This is a genomic window from Moraxella sp. K02 (assembly GCF_041154755.1).
Lineage (GTDB): Bacteria > Pseudomonadota > Gammaproteobacteria > Pseudomonadales > Moraxellaceae > Faucicola.
Genome location: NZ_AP031590.1, coordinates 1,753,283 through 1,769,766, shown reverse-complemented (window position 1 = coordinate 1,769,766; position 16,484 = coordinate 1,753,283). Strand labels below are relative to the sequence as shown.

The 16,484-nt window shown below is 42.9% G+C and carries 16 protein-coding genes; 4 read left to right on the top strand and 12 right to left on the bottom strand.

The features are described 5' to 3' along the window. Positions 1 to 16 precede the first annotated feature (16 nt). Positions 17 to 1,255 carry a cation:proton antiporter gene (locus ACAM39_RS07865; RefSeq protein ID WP_369627269.1) on the top strand — a complete coding sequence of 413 codons (1,239 nt, stop codon included), beginning with the start codon at positions 17 to 19 and terminating at the stop codon, positions 1,253 to 1,255. 56 nt (positions 1,256 to 1,311) lie between these two features. On the opposite strand, the gene thiS is transcribed toward ACAM39_RS07865, so the two are convergent. From thiS to ACAM39_RS07845, 4 genes are all read right to left on the bottom strand, one after another. Beyond that, positions 1,312 to 1,512 carry a sulfur carrier protein ThiS gene (thiS, locus tag ACAM39_RS07860; protein WP_369627268.1) on the bottom strand — a complete coding sequence of 67 codons (201 nt, stop codon included), beginning with the start codon at positions 1,510 to 1,512 and terminating at the stop codon, positions 1,312 to 1,314. A gap of 47 nt (positions 1,513 to 1,559) precedes the next feature. Next, positions 1,560 to 1,928, bottom strand: coding sequence for a DUF423 domain-containing protein (locus ACAM39_RS07855; RefSeq protein WP_369627267.1), 369 nt, complete (start codon positions 1,926 to 1,928; stop codon positions 1,560 to 1,562). 5 nt (positions 1,929 to 1,933) lie between these two features. Then, on the bottom strand, positions 1,934 to 3,115 hold the full coding sequence (gene rpoH, locus ACAM39_RS07850; RefSeq protein ID WP_369627266.1) for an RNA polymerase sigma factor RpoH: 1,182 nt from the start codon (positions 3,113 to 3,115) through the stop codon (positions 1,934 to 1,936). A 74-nt stretch (positions 3,116 to 3,189) separates the two neighbouring features. After that, positions 3,190 to 3,552: a sulfurtransferase TusA family protein gene (locus ACAM39_RS07845; RefSeq protein ID WP_369627265.1), complete on the bottom strand. Its 363-nt coding sequence runs from the start codon at positions 3,550 to 3,552 to the stop codon at positions 3,190 to 3,192. Between the two features lie 288 nt (positions 3,553 to 3,840). On the opposite strand from ACAM39_RS07845, the gene ACAM39_RS07840 reads away from it, so the two are divergent. Further along, the gene (locus ACAM39_RS07840; RefSeq protein ID WP_369627264.1) at positions 3,841 to 5,445 is read left to right on the top strand and encodes a M48 family metalloprotease; all 1,605 of its coding nucleotides are present in this window, start codon (positions 3,841 to 3,843) and stop codon (positions 5,443 to 5,445) included. Between the two features lie 3 nt (positions 5,446 to 5,448). On the opposite strand, the gene yihA is transcribed toward ACAM39_RS07840, so the two are convergent. After that, positions 5,449 to 6,150, bottom strand: coding sequence for a ribosome biogenesis GTP-binding protein YihA/YsxC (gene yihA / locus ACAM39_RS07835; RefSeq protein WP_369627263.1), 702 nt, complete (start codon positions 6,148 to 6,150; stop codon positions 5,449 to 5,451). Between the two features lie 489 nt (positions 6,151 to 6,639). On the opposite strand from yihA, the gene ACAM39_RS07830 reads away from it, so the two are divergent. After that, positions 6,640 to 7,308, top strand: a complete 669-nt coding sequence (locus tag ACAM39_RS07830; protein ID WP_369627262.1) for a c-type cytochrome — start codon at positions 6,640 to 6,642, stop codon at positions 7,306 to 7,308. 162 nt (positions 7,309 to 7,470) lie between these two features. Here the strand turns inward: ACAM39_RS07830 and tuf are convergent, their stop codons facing one another. From tuf to ACAM39_RS07795, 7 genes are all read right to left on the bottom strand, one after another. Further along, positions 7,471 to 8,661 carry an elongation factor Tu gene (gene tuf, locus ACAM39_RS07825; protein WP_369627261.1) on the bottom strand — a complete coding sequence of 397 codons (1,191 nt, stop codon included), beginning with the start codon at positions 8,659 to 8,661 and terminating at the stop codon, positions 7,471 to 7,473. Between the two features lie 188 nt (positions 8,662 to 8,849). Further along, on the bottom strand, positions 8,850 to 10,976 hold the full coding sequence (gene fusA, locus ACAM39_RS07820; RefSeq protein ID WP_369627260.1) for an elongation factor G: 2,127 nt from the start codon (positions 10,974 to 10,976) through the stop codon (positions 8,850 to 8,852). A 294-nt stretch (positions 10,977 to 11,270) separates the two neighbouring features. Next, positions 11,271 to 11,744, bottom strand: coding sequence for a 30S ribosomal protein S7 (gene rpsG, locus ACAM39_RS07815; RefSeq protein ID WP_050325821.1), 474 nt, complete (start codon positions 11,742 to 11,744; stop codon positions 11,271 to 11,273). Positions 11,745 to 11,877: 133 nt separating this feature from the next. After that, positions 11,878 to 12,252 (bottom strand): 30S ribosomal protein S12, encoded by a 375-nt coding sequence (gene rpsL, locus ACAM39_RS07810; RefSeq protein ID WP_007116468.1) that lies wholly within the window; start codon positions 12,250 to 12,252, stop codon positions 11,878 to 11,880. 688 nt (positions 12,253 to 12,940) lie between these two features. Then, complete coding sequence (locus ACAM39_RS07805) at positions 12,941 to 13,441, bottom strand: IS630 family transposase (RefSeq protein WP_159374020.1); 501 nt, start codon at positions 13,439 to 13,441, stop codon at positions 12,941 to 12,943. Between the two features lie 32 nt (positions 13,442 to 13,473). Continuing rightward, positions 13,474 to 13,854, bottom strand: a complete 381-nt coding sequence (locus ACAM39_RS07800; protein WP_101965293.1) for a helix-turn-helix domain-containing protein — start codon at positions 13,852 to 13,854, stop codon at positions 13,474 to 13,476. A 139-nt stretch (positions 13,855 to 13,993) separates the two neighbouring features. Further along, the gene (locus ACAM39_RS07795) at positions 13,994 to 14,911 is read right to left on the bottom strand and encodes an EcsC family protein (protein ID WP_369627259.1); all 918 of its coding nucleotides are present in this window, start codon (positions 14,909 to 14,911) and stop codon (positions 13,994 to 13,996) included. Positions 14,912 to 15,225: 314 nt separating this feature from the next. Here ACAM39_RS07795 and ACAM39_RS07790 point away from each other — a divergent pair, with 314 nt between their 5' ends. Beyond that, a complete protein-coding gene (locus ACAM39_RS07790; RefSeq protein WP_369627258.1) occupies positions 15,226 to 16,452 on the top strand; it encodes a beta-ketoacyl synthase N-terminal-like domain-containing protein in 1,227 nt (408 codons plus the stop codon). Positions 16,453 to 16,484: the final 32 nt, after the last annotated feature.

Here is a 16,484-nt window from a genome sequence, read left to right as displayed (position 1 = left end):
CTCTTGGTACACAGGTATGCTTGAAAACTATAATTTGATTTTACTTTTTTTAGGGTTGGCGTTTTTAATCGGGGCATTCTTTCCTGTGCTACCGCGCAAGCTTTCGATATCCCTACCTATGATACAAATTACCTTTGGCGCACTGCTAGGGTATTTTTTTATGGGGCTGCCTAGAATTAATCCGCTTAATTATGGCGTTCCTATCGAGAAAGTTACAGAAGTGGTGGTGCTGATTTCGTTGGTCGGTTGTGGTATCAAACTCGATAGTCCGCTCAATTGGAAAACTTGGCAACCGACCTTAAGGCTTTTGGTGATTGTGATGCCAGTGGGTATCGCCGCGATGGCATTGATGGGGCATTATATTTTTGGCCTCAGTATGGCGGCGGCTATTTTGCTCGGTGCAGTGCTAGCCCCAACCGACCCTGTGCTAGCAGCAAGCATCCAAGTCGGTCCACCCAACTCCGAACGACAGGAAGATGTGACCCGATTTACCCTCACCTCTGAGGCGGGTCTCAATGATGGACTGGCATTTCCGTTCGTGTATTTAGCGATAGCGATTGCTACGGCAGTGTCTCTCAATCAGGGTTTTGGTGCAGAAGATTGGCTGCATTGGTTGGGCTATGATGTGTTATGGCGAATCATTGCAGGGGTGGCTGCGGGTTACTGTGTTGGTAAGTTTTTGGCAAATTGGCTATTTACCAAGACACATCCGGATAAAGTCGAGCAAAGTTATATGGTATTAGCCTTGATGTTACTAGCTTATAGCATTACAGAGTTTGTGCATGGTTATGGTTTTATTGCAGTATTTGTGGCGGCCTTAACTTTTCGGCGTTCAGAATGTGAACATGAATATCATGAAGGCTTGCATGATTTTGCTGAGCAAATTGAAGGTTTGCTGATGTCGCTCGTGATGGTGTTTTTGGGACTGCTCGTGGGTCAGGCGTTAGCGAGTGATGTTACTCTTAGCTGGCAAGTGTATGTGGTATGTTTGGCGTTTATATTTTTGATACGTCCCATCGTGGGTTATTTTAGTCTAGGTAAACTGGGAATGAGTCGCAATGAACGCTGGGTAACGGCAGGACTGGGCATTCGCGGGATTGGTACATTGTATTATATCGCCTATGCAATGAATAAAGGCGTATTTACCAGTGATGAAGCGCTAAAAATTTGGGTGATTTGTGTGGTAATGATTGCAATGTCGGTGTTTTCACATGGGCTAACCGCCAATCGTTTATTAGCCATGACCAAAAATTAGTCCAACGCAAAAATAAAAAAGCGGGTAAGTTACCCGCTTTTTTTACGCGGATATGATTAGCCACCACCCACCGCTTGCACCACTTCAATGTTCATACCATCTTGCAAGGTGACATTTGCCAATTGGCTTTTTGGAATCAATTTACCATTGATTTCAACAGCAAAACGACCTTGGGTTTGCCCCATTTCATCCAATAGTTGTAAAAGATTTTGATGTAACGTTTGTTTGGCGTCACCATTTAAAGTCACTTGTGGCATTATTTCGTTTCCTGTTTTGTTACGCTTTCTGTCATGGTTAAATAGGGTTAAACTGATGAAGTGTGCTTAGCAACACTGATCACAAGCCAAATCCATGCAATAATAAACAGCGTGCCGCCAATCGGGGTAACGGCGCCCAACCAACGTGGCATACCCAAAGCCATCAAATATAGCGAACCTGTAAAAAACACAATACCCAATTGCATCACCCACGCGATAGTAGGCGATGTGAGGTTTATACGCAATAACATACCAACAATCAACAATCCAAGCGCGTGATAAAAAAAGTATTGCGTACCTGTCTGCCACCAAGCCATCTGCTCGGCTGACAAACGCGGTTTAAGCCCATGTGCGGCAAAAGCCCCACAGGCGACTGCCACTGCCATATTTATCGCGCCAACACTTATCCAGTTCATGATAGTTAATCCAACTGCAAATGGGTATTGGCTAGCATGGCTTCTTTAATTTTATCCATGGCATTTTTTTCAATTTGGCGAACCCGTTCCGCTGATATATTGTACTCTGCCGCCAACTCGTGCAAGGTCGCTTTTTGCTCATTGAGCCAGCGCTGCTGTACAATATCCCGCGAGCGATCATCTAAGTCTTCCATCGCTTCCATCAAGGCTGAATTGTTATTTTCTTCCCAATCAGCATCTTCTACCATATCCGCTGGGTCAGCCGCATCTTCCAAAAAATACTGCGGTGCATAGCGACCTTCGTCTTCATCATCACTTTGTGCTTCAAACGATGCATCATACGAAGTCAGACGACTTTCCATCTCTAACACTTGTTTGACGGTAACATTTAAGTCTTTGGCAATCGCTTCGGCTTCTTCAAGCGTTAACTGGTTGTTGGTTTTTTTCAGTGAGCGCAAGTTAAAAAATAGCTTGCGGTGCGCTTTGGTGGTCGCGACTTTGACGATACGCCAGTTGCGAATCACAAACTCATGGATTTCAGCTTTGATCCAATGCACAGCAAAAGACACCAAACGCACGCCTTTATTTGGGTCAAAGCGTTTCACCGCTTTCATCAAGCCGACATTGCCTTCTTGAATCAAATCGCCTTGTGGCAAGCCATAACCAGAGTAGCTGCGCGCAATGTGAATCACAAATCGCAGATGCGACATAACCAGCAGCCGGGCTGCTTCTACATCCCCTTCATCAGTATAGCGATGCGCAAGCTCCTGTTCTTGCTCTGCCGTCAAAATAGGAATTTGATGAACCGCATTAATATAAGCGCCTAAATTCACCCCAGGGGCAGATAACGCAGTCGGCATGGTAGGAACAAGGGCATTGGTCATGGCTTTCTTTTGACGGGGTCGCGATGCAGTTTTTCTTGGTTTTTCAGTAAACTCATCGTCATAGTCGTCATCAGCCTCGTCCACTAATTCATCATAGTCATCATAACTATCAGGGAGCTGTGCAAGGTCAATATCGTCATCGCCTAAGCTATCAAAATCTGGCTCGTCAAATTCATCGAGTTCGTCGTCGTCGATGTCATCAAATGCAGCGTGTGGGTCGTCACCCAGCTTAGCGTCAAGCTTGGTCGATTTTTTTGCGTTGGCAGTCTTTTTTATTGTCGTTGTTTTGGTCTTTATAGCCATGAAATAGCCTGTCAATTGTCCTTTAATTTCTGTTATTTAGTATGCCTTAAAGCCAGCTTTTTTGTAAGAGGCGTTTAGCAACTTTTGGTTATGATCGAGTGAAAGATTGTGTCTGTTGTATTTTCAGACGGTGTGATTGATGTGTCCTGCATCAGGGTATATCCGGCATGCTGACAGAAAGCTGCGATGTCACGCTTGCTGTTAGGATCGGTTGCGGTCACATACACTGCATGACCCAACGCAGTCTTTTTTAGTGCCATTTTAAGTTTAAGCAGCGGCATCGGGCAGGCGAGTCCTTTACCATTTACATAGTGCTCAATTTGAGCATTGATATTGAGGTCGTTATGTTCGCCTGAGCGAAACAACCCCCAATCTTGGCAAAAGGCGTCATCTGAGAGTAAGGCAGGATTTAGCATAATCTGAGAAGAATCCGTCATGGTAATAAAGTCGCTACTCGAAAATTCAAAGTGTGTTAGATGGTTATTATAGGCTAAATTACAAGTGTAGACGATTGAGATAAATCAAAGTTAGGATTATATTTTTGAAAATTTAACCTTTATGCTGCACTCAGTAGTCAGTAGATTATAGCAAGATATCATTACAAAATTTGGCTTTTTAAAGCTGCTGAAATTTGTATATTGAGCAGTATGATTTAGCATTTACCTTTTTTTAAACACCATTTTTTTAAACATCATTCTACGCTAATTCGCTGTCAAAGGTCGCGCATGCCCATCAATCCACTTGCTAGTTATTTATTTAGAAAAACGCCTGTAGTGGCTGTATTAACTACCCTATCAACAGCAGTTTTTGCGGTAGATAACTTCGCCTATCAAAGTGCGCCTGCTTTTAATTCAGTGATGATTGCAAGTGCTGAGCCTACCCAAGTCAATGGTCAATTAGCCTCTATGGACAATTGGCAAGCGCTTATCGATACTGAGCAAAATCGCCAAGTGGGTGAGTGGGCACTTCGACAAATCAACGGCAATGCAGCGCTGATAAAAGACCCTTGGTTACAGCAATCGCTTGAACAAATTGTGTGGCAAATCAATGCAGTAGCAGGTCTCAACGCACCCATGGGGCTGGTGATTGTCAATGACAAGCAAATCAATGCCTTTGCGGTACCGTCTGGGCTTATCGGTATCAATGTCGGTTTGTTGGATAAAGCCAAAAGTCTGGATGAAATAGTGAGCGTCGTCGCGCATGAGATTGCTCATGTCAGTCAGCGCCATTATCAACATCGCAATGATGAAAAGACCAAACAGCTACTGATGCAGGCAGGCGGTCTTTTGGCAGGCGTGGCAGCATCTAAAGTCGGAGATGGTGATGCCGCTGCCGCTGTCATGCTAGGCTCTCAGGCGATGTCTGCCAACGCTGCTGCCTCCTATAGCCGCGGGCAAGAGCGAGAAGCCGACCGTATTGGCATGCAAATCATGAACCAAGCGGGCTATGATGTCAATGCCATGCCCAGTTTCTTTGCCACCCTAGACCAACAAAACCCTGTCAAAAGCAACACCTTGATTCCCAGTTTTATTTTAAGCCATCCACTCACCGCAGATAGAATCAGCGAAGCAAGGGCGCGAGTCGCCACTTACAAGCGTGATAGCCAGGCCAATATGGCGTCAAACCGTTATCAATCTATTCAACAGCAGCGCGCGCAACTGTTTGAACAGATCCAGTGGCGTGCTCGCTACTATGGCTATCTAGTCAACAAAGCCGATTTGGAACAAGGGGCAAAAACCAGTAAAGGTGCCAAACTTGCGCTGATTAATTATTATCTCGATAACGGACAACCCAAAGCGGCACAAAGTTTAATGCAGGATTTTGACAAGGACATCAACACGCTCACCAATCCCCTAGCAGTCGTGACATTTAGTCAGTTAGCGGCGCAGCAAGGCAATGTCGATGTGGCAATCGCTAAATTGCAGCAACTTGCTTCTGTGTATCCTGAGCGCACAGATGTGCCACGCTATCTGAGTGACATTTATTTAAAATATCGACCTACTGCAGAAAGTGGTCAAAAAGTGTTAGCGCTGCTTCAACCCTTATCCAAGCAAAATCCCCGTGATGTCATGGTGTGGGATCGATTGCAACAAGCCAGTCAACTACTTGCAAAACATCGCAGTGGTGATGAGCAACTGATTCATCGCATCAATACGTTACGCTATCGCGCGTATGGCGAATTATGGCGCAATGAGCTAAAAGAGGCGGTGACATCACTGACCCAAGCCAAATCGTTAGCAAAGCAGCTACCTAGTAACCAATCTTTGCTGGGACTGCTGAATCAGCAAATCAACCAAGTACAAGACGCCAATCAGTTTAAACCATCTTAACCACTAGACGGCTAAGGTAGGTTCATTATCTGTTGGCTCATCCTGCTCGGGTAGCGCCAACCAACTGGCAAGTTTTAATGACAGTTCTTCAAGCCCAATTCTATCTTGGGCAGAAAATAATTGAATACTAAACGGCAATTTTAATTTATTAAGCTGATTGCGGGTTTGCTGCAGCGTGTTTTTGGCAGCGCCGTATTTGAGCTTATCGGCTTTGGTTAATAGCACATGAACCTCCAGCTCACCATCTTTTGCCCAGTGTAGCATTTGCTCATCAAAGAATTTTAATGGATGGCGAATGTCTGTGAGCAGCACTAAACCGGCGAGACTTTTACGCGAAATTAGGTATTTTTCAAGCTCTGACTGCCATTCTTTTTTCATCGCCTCGGGCACGGCGGCATAGCCATACCCTGGCAAATCCACCAACCGCTGATCTAAATTGCCCATATTAAAAAAGTTAATCATTTGGGTGCGACCTGGGGTTTTGGAGGAACGGGCTAACTGGCGCTGCTGGGTCAATGCATTAATGCAAGAGGACTTACCAGCATTTGAGCGGCCAGCAAAAGCAACTTCGCGACCCGTATCGGCAGGACACAATTTAAAGGTAGGGGCAGATAGCATAAATTGGGTTTGATGCAACCAGCGTTTTGCCGCATCACTATCGTCAGTAATCGCAGTTGGCGCAACGGTGTTAGTAGAATCCATCATTAGTACATAATCTTAATGTTAAAGCGCTATTGTATCAGCAAATACCCATAACCCAAAATTTTGAGCACTTGCTACCGCTGTTTTGTGAGATATTTTTTGTACTGAAACGCGCTTGCCAATCTGCAAATGACTTTTACATGATTATCGAGTTATGGCATAATAATCAGCCATATCAATTATTCGATTATGGTTTTAATCATCACCATCACTGTAATCGACAAAACCCTCGGTGATTCAAAGTCATTAAGCTAACTTAAATGTCGTATTAGCCACATGATTGGTGTTCATTAGTAGGGTAGCCTACAAATTTTGCAGACAAGCGCATGGTTGTCTTGCTATAATATTGTAACTTAGTAGATACATTCACCAGTGTTAAAGCAATAAATATGTATGATGATAACTGGGGGTTGCTTTGATATTGTAAGCAATGCCTTTGTCGCTAGCTCATTGTGAGTCATAACCAACACGCTTTAGTAGGAATTGTTACCGATGAAAAAAATACTCACTGCCGCAAGCCTTTTAATTGCCAGCGTAAGCGGTTCTGCAGCTGTTACTGTACCAAAATATGACATTGCCAAAGGTAAGGTTATGGCTGAATCAGTTTGTGGTGCTTGTCATGGCGTCAATGGTGTTAGTACTGTTCCTGCACAGCCTAACCTTGGCGGACAAAACGTTAAGTATCTCTATAAACAGCTAACTGAATTCAAATCAGGCGCGCGTGTCAATCCTATCATGTCAGCGCAAGTGGCAAAATTAAATGATCAAGACATGGCGAATGTGGCAGGTTATTATGCAAGCCAACCACGTTGGGGGGTAGGTTATGCCAATCCTGCTTACGCAGCAACAGCGCAAAAATTGTATTATGGTGGTAATAGCACGCGCGGTGTGATTCCTTGTGCCGGCTGTCACGGCGGTAAAGCCAATGGTAACGATTTAGCCGCTTTCCCACGTATTGGGGGTCAGCATTCAGCTTATATCGCAACCCAATTAAAACTATTTCGTGCGGCAGGTCGTGAAGACGATGTGACCGACCCCTCACAAACGCGTATGAATGATGCCGCTAAAAAAGGCGATAAAGGCATGATGCAAATTGTGGCATCGAAATTATCAGATAATGATATCAAAGTATTATCTGACTATATCAGCGCTCTACACTAGTATTTAACGGTATGTCATTTAGCCAAGCTTAGCGCTTGGCTTTTTTATTGCCTAAAACCACCTAAACCAATAGTAAATTTTATTGGCAAATTAACCTATTAACAAAAGCTTAGGCATAAAAAAAGAGCCACCGAAGTGACTCTTTTGTATGCTTATTAACGATTAGTCGTTAACTTTAGCAACAACACCCGCACCTACAGTACGGCCACCTTCACGGATTGCAAAGCGTAAACCTTGGTCCATTGCGATTGGGTGGATAAGCTCTACGTTCATTTCAACGTTATCGCCAGGCATTACCATCTCTGTACCTTCTGGTAATTGGATTGCGCCAGTTACGTCAGTGGTACGGAAGTAGAATTGTGGACGATAACCATTTAAGAATGGGGTGTGACGACCACCTTCTTCTTTTGATAGTACGTATACTTCTGCGTCAAATTTGGTGTGTGGTTTGATTGAACCTGGTTTAGCCAATACTTGACCACGTTGTACGTCTTCACGTTTGGTACCACGAAGTAGTACACCACAGTTCTCGCCTGCACGACCTTCGTCTAGCAGTTTACGGAACATTTCAACACCAGTACAGGTGGTTTTTGAGGTTGGTTTGATACCAACGATTTCAATTTCTTCACCAACTTTGATGATGCCTGATTCTACACGGCCTGTTACGACTGTACCACGACCAGAGATTGAGAATACGTCTTCGATTGGCATCAAGAATGGTTTGTCAATTGCACGTTCTGGTTCTGGGATGTAGCTGTCTAGGGTGTCAAGTAGTTCTAGTACGGCTGGTTCACCGTATTTGCCTTCGCCGCCGTTTAGGGCTTCTAGGGCAGAACCTTTGATGATTGGGGTGTCATCGCCAGGGAAGTCGTAGCTTGATAGTAGTTCACGTACTTCCATTTCGACGAGTTCTAGTAGTTCTTCGTCATCAACCATGTCACATTTGTTCATGAATACCATGATGTATGGTACACCTACTTGGCGTGATAGTAGGATGTGTTCACGGGTTTGTGGCATTGGGCCGTCAGTGGCTGATACAACTAGGATAGCGCCGTCCATCTGTGCTGCACCGGTGATCATGTTTTTAACATAGTCAGCATGGCCAGGACAGTCTACGTGTGCGTAGTGACGTGCTTGGGTGTCATATTCAATGTGTGAGGTGTTGATGGTGATACCACGGGCTTTTTCTTCAGGGGCTGAGTCAATTGACGCGTAGTCTTTGGCTTCACCACCGTTGTGTTTTGCTGCTACAGTTGCAATCGCAGCTGTTAGGGTTGTTTTACCATGGTCAACGTGTCCAATGGTGCCTACGTTAACGTGTGGTTTAGTACGTTCAAACTTGGCCTTTGCCATAATTTAATCCTCTTTTGTTAATATTAACCCAATGTTTTAGGTCATTTACTTTATTATCAACGCTTATAGGTTATGAAAATTTGACCCATTAAATTTAATAGGTCAAATTAGCTAACTTATAATTTTTTTCAGTGTCGAATAGGATAGAAGACTTTGACTGGTTTTAACAATCAAATTGTCCATCAAACTTATTCGTCATCATCTTTATGAGTGAATTTTTTGATGATTTCATCAGCAACGTTGCGTGGTGTCTCAGCGTATTTTGCAAACTCCATTGAGTAAGTTGCACGACCTTGAGACATTGAACGTAATTGGGTTGCATAACCAAACATCTCGGCTAGTGGTACTTCAGCACGGATTTGTTTAACGCCGCCAAACATGTCATCCATACCTTGCACCATACCACGGCGACGGTTTAAGTCACCCATGATATCACCCATGTAGTCTTCAGGTGTTTCAACTTCTACTTTCATGACTGGTTCAAGTAGAACAGGGTTTGCATTCATAAAGCCTTTACGGAATGCCATAGAACCTGCCATTTTAAACGACAGCTCATCTGAGTCAACGTCATGGTATGAACCATCGTACAGTGTTGCTTTAATACCAACGACTGGGTAACCTGCAAGAACACCATTTTTCATACGTTCTTGAATACCTTTGTCTACCGCACCAAAGTACTCTTTTGGTACCACCCCACCTACAACTTCTTCAGCAAATTCATACTCTTTGCCGTCAGCCGTATCAAGTGGCTCAAGACGTAACCATACATGACCGAATTTACCACGACCACCAGTTTGGCGTACGAATTTACCTTCTTGTTCAACGGTGCTACGAATCGTTTCACGGTAAGCTACTTGTGGTGCACCCACGTTGGCTTCAACGCTAAACTCACGTTTCATACGGTCAACAAGAATTTCTAAGTGAAGCTCACCCATACCGCTGATGATAGTCTGACCAGATTCTTCATCGGTGTGAACACGGAATGAAGGGTCTTCTTTTGCCAAACGGTTAAGCGCGATTGACATTTTTTCTTGGTCAGCTTTGGTTTTTGGTTCAACTGCCAATGAAATAACAGGATCTGGGAATTCCATGCGCTCAAGCGTAATGATGTTGTTTTCGTCACATAGCGTATCACCCGTTGTTACATCTTTTAGACCCACAAATGCAACGATGTCACCTGCGCGAACTTCATCCACTTCTTTTTGTGAGTTAGCGTGCATCTCAACGATACGACCAATACGCTCACGTTTCATTTTCACTGGGTTATAAACAGAGTCACCTTGTTTAGCAACACCTGAATAAACACGTACGAAAGTTAAGTTACCCACGTATTTGTCATTCATGATTTTGAACGCAAGACCGGCAAATGGTGCATCATCAGATGACTCACGCGTCGCTTCACTTTCGGCTTTGTCATCTAGCACACCTTTGATCGCATCAACGTCATTGGGTGCTGGTAAAAAGTCGATAACCGCGTCAAGCATACGTTGTACGCCTTTGTTTTTGAACGCCGTACCGCAAAGCATTGGCTGAATTTCGCCAGCTAGCGTACGTGCACGTAAACCTGCTACGATATCTTCACGTGATAAATCACCTTCTTCTAGGTATTTATCCATCAACTCTTCTGAAGATTCAGCGGCTGCTTCAACCATGTTGCTACGCCATTCTTCAACAGTGTCAGCTAGGTCAGCAGGGATTTCAGCATAGTCAAATTTCATACCTTGAGAAGCAACATCCCAAATAATGGCTTTCATCTCTAAAAGGTCAACCACCCCTTCAAAAGTATCTTCAGCGCCGATTGGCACGACGACAGGCACAGGGTTACCGCCAAGACGTTGTTTTACTTGCTCAACAACGCGAAAGAAGTTTGCACCCGTACGGTCCATTTTATTGACGAACGCAAGACGCGGTACTTTGTATTTGTTCGCTTGACGCCATACGGTTTCTGACTGAGGCTGTACACCACCAACCGCACAATAAACCATACATGCACCATCAAGTACACGCATCGAACGTTCTACTTCAATGGTAAAGTCAACGTGGCCGGGGGTGTCAATGATGTTAATACGATGTTCTGGGTATTGATGAGCCATACCTGACCAGAAACAAGTGGTTGCCGCTGAGGTAATGGTAATACCGCGCTCTTGTTCTTGTTCCATCCAGTCCATGGTTGCAGCACCTTCATGCACTTCACCTAGCTTATGGTTTTTACCTGTATAAAACAAAATACGTTCAGTTGTTGTCGTTTTACCCGCATCAATATGTGCAGAGATACCGATATTACGGTAGCGATTCAAGGGTGTTGTACGTGCCATAGTTAATTCCTAAGGACTAAAGATTAAAATTATTCCATTATCAATAAACAGTTATGTCTCAAAATGAATAATAATTAGTTTTAACGTTTGATTGAAAGATCGACAACCAACTAGATAAAAGAAAGCCTTACTCTTGACATAAGTGCTGTATGATAAGAGCTTGCCATGACAAACGCATGACAAGCTTCTTTTTCAATATGCAATATTGGGCTGAATTTGCAAACTTCAAGTCACCCAATATCATCTATTTTATTATAAGCTAATTGCTACCTAGGTGATAGCAATCAGTATCAATTAGAAACGATAGTGTGAGAACGCTTTGTTCGCGTCAGCCATACGGTGAACTTCGTCACGTTTTTTCAGTGCATTACCTTTGCCATCAGCCGCGTCTAGCAATTCACCTGCTAAGCGTAAAGCCATAGATTTTTCAGAACGTTTTGCAGCCGCATCAACTAACCAACGCATTGCTAATGCAGTACGACGGGAGGGACGTACTTCCATAGGAACTTGGTAGGTAGCACCACCCACACGGCGAGCTTTAACTTCCACCATTGGGCGAACTCTTTCTAACGTATCTTCAAAAAACTGGACAGGGTCAATGCCGGAGTTTTTTTCTAAAACACGGTCTAATGCACCGTATACGATTGATTCTGCAACTGATTTTTTACCGTCAACCATCACATGGTTGATGAATTTAGCAAGTGTTTTGCTACCAAATTTAGGATCTGGTAGGATTTCACGGGCAGCGATGACACGACGTCTAGGCATGATAATTTCCTTGTGTATTCAGGGTAGTCTGGTAGCTAAGCGGTTGCTTTTCACCAGCCTTACTGCATAGTATTGTAAAACTATAATCAACTATGCAAACAATGTTAAAAAATGGGGTAAAAAACGGCTAAAATTATGCTTTAGGACGTTTTGCGCCGTATTTTGAGCGGCCTTGTTTACGATCTTTTACGCCTGCACAGTCAAGTGCGCCACGAACTGTATGGTAACGAACACCCGGTAAGTCTTTTACACGACCACCACGGATAAGTACAACACTGTGCTCTTGTAGGTTGTGACCTTCACCACCGATGTAGCTTGACACTTCAAAACCTGACGTCAAACGTACACGGCATACTTTACGCATCGCTGAGTTTGGTTTTTTTGGTGTAGTAGTGTATACACGGGTACACACGCCACGGCGTTGTGGGCAAGCTTTTAATGCTGGCACTTTTGATTTTTCAGTAATGGTATTGCGACCTTTACGAATTAATTGATTTGTAGTTGCCATAAGGCACTCTCTCCCGTTTGTTGTCAAAAAATCTCTAAAAACCGCTAATAAGCTATTTTTAGGACAGCGTATTATAGAGATTTTTGTTGGTTTTATCAACTAAAAAATTACCCAGATGATGCAAATGGATAATGTAAATAGGGATTGTTAGAAAAATTTTAGAAAAGAAGGGGAAGGCAAATTATCAAGCATCGTGCTTATCAAGCACACAGGGTATCAAACACACTGTAAATCACATCACAACAGATTAAAATAAAAAAGACCAAAACTGAAAGAACCAATGCGCTAACTTTAAAAACCTTAAGAAACTTATCGGTTAAAAGTCAACGCATTGGTTCTAGCTCAGTTATTATTTATTGTTATTATTCAATGATCTCAAAAAATTCAAACTTTAATGATGGTGATTTTAAATAATTGTAATTTTAAATTTCTTATTTTTTTTAAATTAACAACGTGATGTACTGACATTTTACTTTATTTTATTGGGGTTATTATCTTTATTGGTTATTAAGCTTGTCATCCGTTGTTAAATCTATTTTGCCAAATTTAAGCGGGTTGGTCTTTTTAGATTTGGTGAATAACGTTGATATTGATGGCTAAAAATGTGACGTTGCTAACGGGTTGTGTAAAAGTTTGTGTAACTTGACTTAAATTAACGAAATCTATAGTAACTATAGTAAACGCTAAATTAAACTGAACAGTATTTAACACAATCATGAAGCGAATCGAAGTCATTAATCGAGAGTTTTACCTTTTGCTTAACCACTGCCCACTTATGCTCCACAGGATTTAACTCAGGAGAATAAGGTGGTAAGTACAGTAACGTTAAGTTGTATTTTTCGGCAATCTGTTTTAAATCACCACCCCGATGAAAACGCGCGTTATCCATGATTAAAAAACGCTGTGGGTAGCTGTCGAGTTCATCTTTAGGCAAAGATTGACCAAGCGTGTGAAGCCAATTTTCTACCGTATCACGCTTACACCCACCTTCAAAGGTCACAGGCGCAATCAGTTTAAATTCAGCCATACTCATTGCACCGATAAGATTTAAGCGTTTGCCTTTATTGGCATCCATTTTAGCATAGCAAGGTGTGCCAACCGGTGACCAGCTACGATGATAGCTTTGTCTTTGGTAAAAGCCTGTTTCATCCATAAATAGGATGTTGGTTAGACCAAACCAAAAAGCCATGATAGCTAAACATACGCTGAAACCTTGCTGTTTTACGGGGTCTGATTCTTTGTAGGTGAAGGTCTTTTTTTAAATGTCCAGTTGATACGATGTAAGGTATCGACAAACGCATTGTAGGATATACTGACATCAGGATGGTCTTTTAAATATTGTTCCCGTAGCTGTTTAGCGGTATCAAATTGTTTAGCTTTGACATATCGTTCAAAGCTATCAAGGTCGGTTATGATGTGTTTTACACCCGTTGGTTGTGCTTTCTTAGGTTCGGTATTGCCTTGGTCGTGGTACAAGGCTATCCAACTGTTAAGCGTGTTGCGACAGATGCCGAATATTCTCGCTGTTTTGCTTTTGTTATTTGTTTCTTGCCAGTAGGCTATGGTGCGTTTGCGTAAGTCTTGGTCGTATAGGTTTGGCATAGTGCTATCTATGAAAGTTCAAGTTGTGTTCATTATAATACAGGATTTACTATACATTAAATTAGTAAGCACTAGCTATAACTAATAATAAAGGTAAAAGCCAAACAGCTAGCTTTTACCTTGTTATATTAGCGCAAAATTATTCTTCAGTCGTATGCGTCAACTTTGGCGCGGGGGCAAATACCGACATCGCAATTTCAATCACTTCATTGATAATAATATTATTGTAAGCCGTACCCAAGCCAACCGCAGTGAGTGGAATGACTTTATGTAAAAAACCGAAATTAAATTGCTCAATGTTAATATTAAACTGCGTCGATAGTTCTTCTAGTTTGGTTAATATGCCCATCGCTGATTGGCTGTCTTCTTCGGCAAGTACTGCCGCTCTATATTCTTCAATCGACTGGTCGGTCATCGCTTCAAATATACCCAAGCCTGCGAGCAAAGTTTGCTTTTCTTGTAGTTTATTGAGATCCACTTTAGCTAAAATTTCATAAGCAATGGCGATACCTTGTTGTCCCGTCAACGGACGGTCATAGATTGCACTGATTTGGAAAATCGTCCGTAAACACACCGCCAATAACCACATTGTATCTACCAAAATACCGGGTAAACCCGCCAAATTACTAAGTCCACCCAAAGTGGCTAAAGCACGGTTTTGATCGCCAATACTACGGGCTAAGGCTTGTCGTTCACTAGCAACCAAAGTGTCTTTAAAACGCGCATCACGCGCCAAATCAAAATTCGCCCAATTTTGCGCCAGTTTACCGACTTGGGAAAAAACCGCATCCGTTGCTTTATCAAAACTTGTCTTGGGGATTATTGAGGTCGCCATTTTGGTATAACTGCCAAATGGGGTTTTACCAAGTAGTTTTTTTGATAGTTTGGGAATATGCTCATGAAACACGTTTTTATCATTTGATAAGGCTTGTTGAAGGCTATCAAAATCAATATCTGCTAGGGGTTTGGTTTGTATCGTATCTTTTGCGCTCAGTTGTGCTAATTTGTGACCCAACGCTTCAAAGACACGGCGGCTAATAGAAGTAGAGGCTGACATGAGAGTTATCCTTAATATTATGCTTTTTATTGGAAAATAATGCTTTAGTTGAACAGCGTAAAGAAAGTGGCCGCACTTTTCAACTTTAATGCGTAAAGAGACGTTACACAATGATATCTTTTGCCAATTTGTTTGAGTGTTTCGCATATATCGAGTTTGGGTTAAGACAAGATAATTAACTGTAAACGTGATAAATAGCTGTGCCGTAAGAAATATTTTGTAACATTTTTGGGGAAAAACTAGGCAGGTGAAATCCAGAGGGGTACAATAGCGTGATATTTATCATCAATTGATTAAACCAAAAGGAATGGTATATGCAGCGCGTTGTAATCACAGGGGCAGGACTTATCTCGTGTATTGGTAATAACTTAGCCACAGTCAGCGAATCGCTACAGCAAGGCAAATCGGGCTTGGTATTTAATCCAATTTATCAAGAAAAAGGCTTTAAAGCCTGTGTCTCAGGTAGTATTGATGACGATAGCCTAGATACCTCGCATATCGATCGCAAACTTAAACGGTTCTTGTCAAAAGCCAGTTTATACGCCTATCTAAGTGCGCTACAAGCAATCAAGCAAGCAGGATTGTCATTAACAGATATTGCTCACAATACCAATATCGGGGTGGTAGCAGGCTCAGGTGGGGCATCGAGTGCCGATGTGGCGGCAGCGGTCGATGCAATGCGCGAAAAAGGCTTGCGCGGTGTCGGCGCGATGGCAGTGCCAAAAACCATGGCAAGTACGGTATCAGCCAGCGTTGCAACGGGGTTAAAGATTGGCGGGGTTAGCTACTCTATTGCCTCAGCTTGCGCGACCTCAACGCATTGTGTGGGTCATGCCATGGAGCTGATTCAATTGGGTAAGCAAGACATCGTGATTGCAGGGGGCGGCGAGCAAGAAGACTGGACACAATCTTGTATGTTTGATGGCATGGGTGCGATGAGCACACAATATAATGACAAGCCGCAACTCGCCAGTCGCCCTTACGATGCAGATCGAGACGGCTTTGTGATTGCAGGCGGTGGCGGTATGGTCGTGGTTGAGAGCTTAGACTCTGCCAAACGACGCGGCGCGACTATTTTGGCAGAGATTGTTGGCTATGGCGCAAGCTCTGATGGCGCAGATATGGTAGCACCCAGTGGGGTAGGTGCTATTAACTGTATGAAACAAGCGCTTAAACAAGCAGGCTTAAATTCCGTTGACTATATTAACACTCATGGCACTAGCACCCCCATTGGCGATATCACTGAGCTTGAAGCGATTCGCCAGGTGTTTGGAAGTGAGTTACCACCGATTAGCTCGACCAAATCAATGACAGGTCATAGTTTGGGTGCGGTGGGTGTGCAAGAATTGATTTATTGTTTGTTGATGCTCAATCAAGGCTTTATTGCGCCCAATATCAATATCGAAAACTTGGATGAGAAAGCCAAAGATTTTGATATTGTGCGTGAGAAACGGGATGCAAATCTTAATACGATTATGACCAATAGCTTTGGTTTTGGTGGTACCAATGCAAGTTTAATCATCAAAAAGTTTGTTGAATAAATATTGATGGACCGTCATAATTGATAAAAATA

What these genes read in the sequence shown, in the direction of transcription:
- rpsG (WP_050325821.1), bottom strand. Translation starts at nt 11,744, where the DNA reads ATGCCTAGACGTCGTGTCATCGCTGCCCGTGAAATCCTACCAGATCCT.
- rpoH (WP_369627266.1), bottom strand. Translation starts at nt 3,115, where the DNA reads ATGGCTATAAAGACCAAAACAACGACAATAAAAAAGACTGCCAACGCA.
- fusA (WP_369627260.1), bottom strand. Translation starts at nt 10,976, where the DNA reads ATGGCACGTACAACACCCTTGAATCGCTACCGTAATATCGGTATCTCT.
- tuf (WP_369627261.1), bottom strand. Translation starts at nt 8,661, where the DNA reads ATGGCAAAGGCCAAGTTTGAACGTACTAAACCACACGTTAACGTAGGC.
- thiS (WP_369627268.1), bottom strand. Translation starts at nt 1,512, where the DNA reads ATGCCACAAGTGACTTTAAATGGTGACGCCAAACAAACGTTACATCAA.
- ACAM39_RS07790 (WP_369627258.1), top strand. Translation starts at nt 15,226, where the DNA reads ATGCAGCGCGTTGTAATCACAGGGGCAGGACTTATCTCGTGTATTGGT.
- ACAM39_RS07855 (WP_369627267.1), bottom strand. Translation starts at nt 1,928, where the DNA reads ATGAACTGGATAAGTGTTGGCGCGATAAATATGGCAGTGGCAGTCGCC.
- ACAM39_RS07840 (WP_369627264.1), top strand. Translation starts at nt 3,841, where the DNA reads ATGCCCATCAATCCACTTGCTAGTTATTTATTTAGAAAAACGCCTGTA.
- rpsL (WP_007116468.1), bottom strand. Translation starts at nt 12,252, where the DNA reads ATGGCAACTACAAATCAATTAATTCGTAAAGGTCGCAATACCATTACT.
- ACAM39_RS07795 (WP_369627259.1), bottom strand. Translation starts at nt 14,911, where the DNA reads ATGTCAGCCTCTACTTCTATTAGCCGCCGTGTCTTTGAAGCGTTGGGT.
- yihA (WP_369627263.1), bottom strand. Translation starts at nt 6,150, where the DNA reads ATGATGGATTCTACTAACACCGTTGCGCCAACTGCGATTACTGACGAT.
- ACAM39_RS07805 (WP_159374020.1), bottom strand. Translation starts at nt 13,441, where the DNA reads ATGGCTTTTTGGTTTGGTCTAACCAACATCCTATTTATGGATGAAACA.
- ACAM39_RS07845 (WP_369627265.1), bottom strand. Translation starts at nt 3,552, where the DNA reads ATGACGGATTCTTCTCAGATTATGCTAAATCCTGCCTTACTCTCAGAT.
- ACAM39_RS07830 (WP_369627262.1), top strand. Translation starts at nt 6,640, where the DNA reads ATGAAAAAAATACTCACTGCCGCAAGCCTTTTAATTGCCAGCGTAAGC.
- ACAM39_RS07865 (WP_369627269.1), top strand. Translation starts at nt 17, where the DNA reads ATGCTTGAAAACTATAATTTGATTTTACTTTTTTTAGGGTTGGCGTTT.
- ACAM39_RS07800 (WP_101965293.1), bottom strand. Translation starts at nt 13,854, where the DNA reads ATGCCAAACCTATACGACCAAGACTTACGCAAACGCACCATAGCCTAC.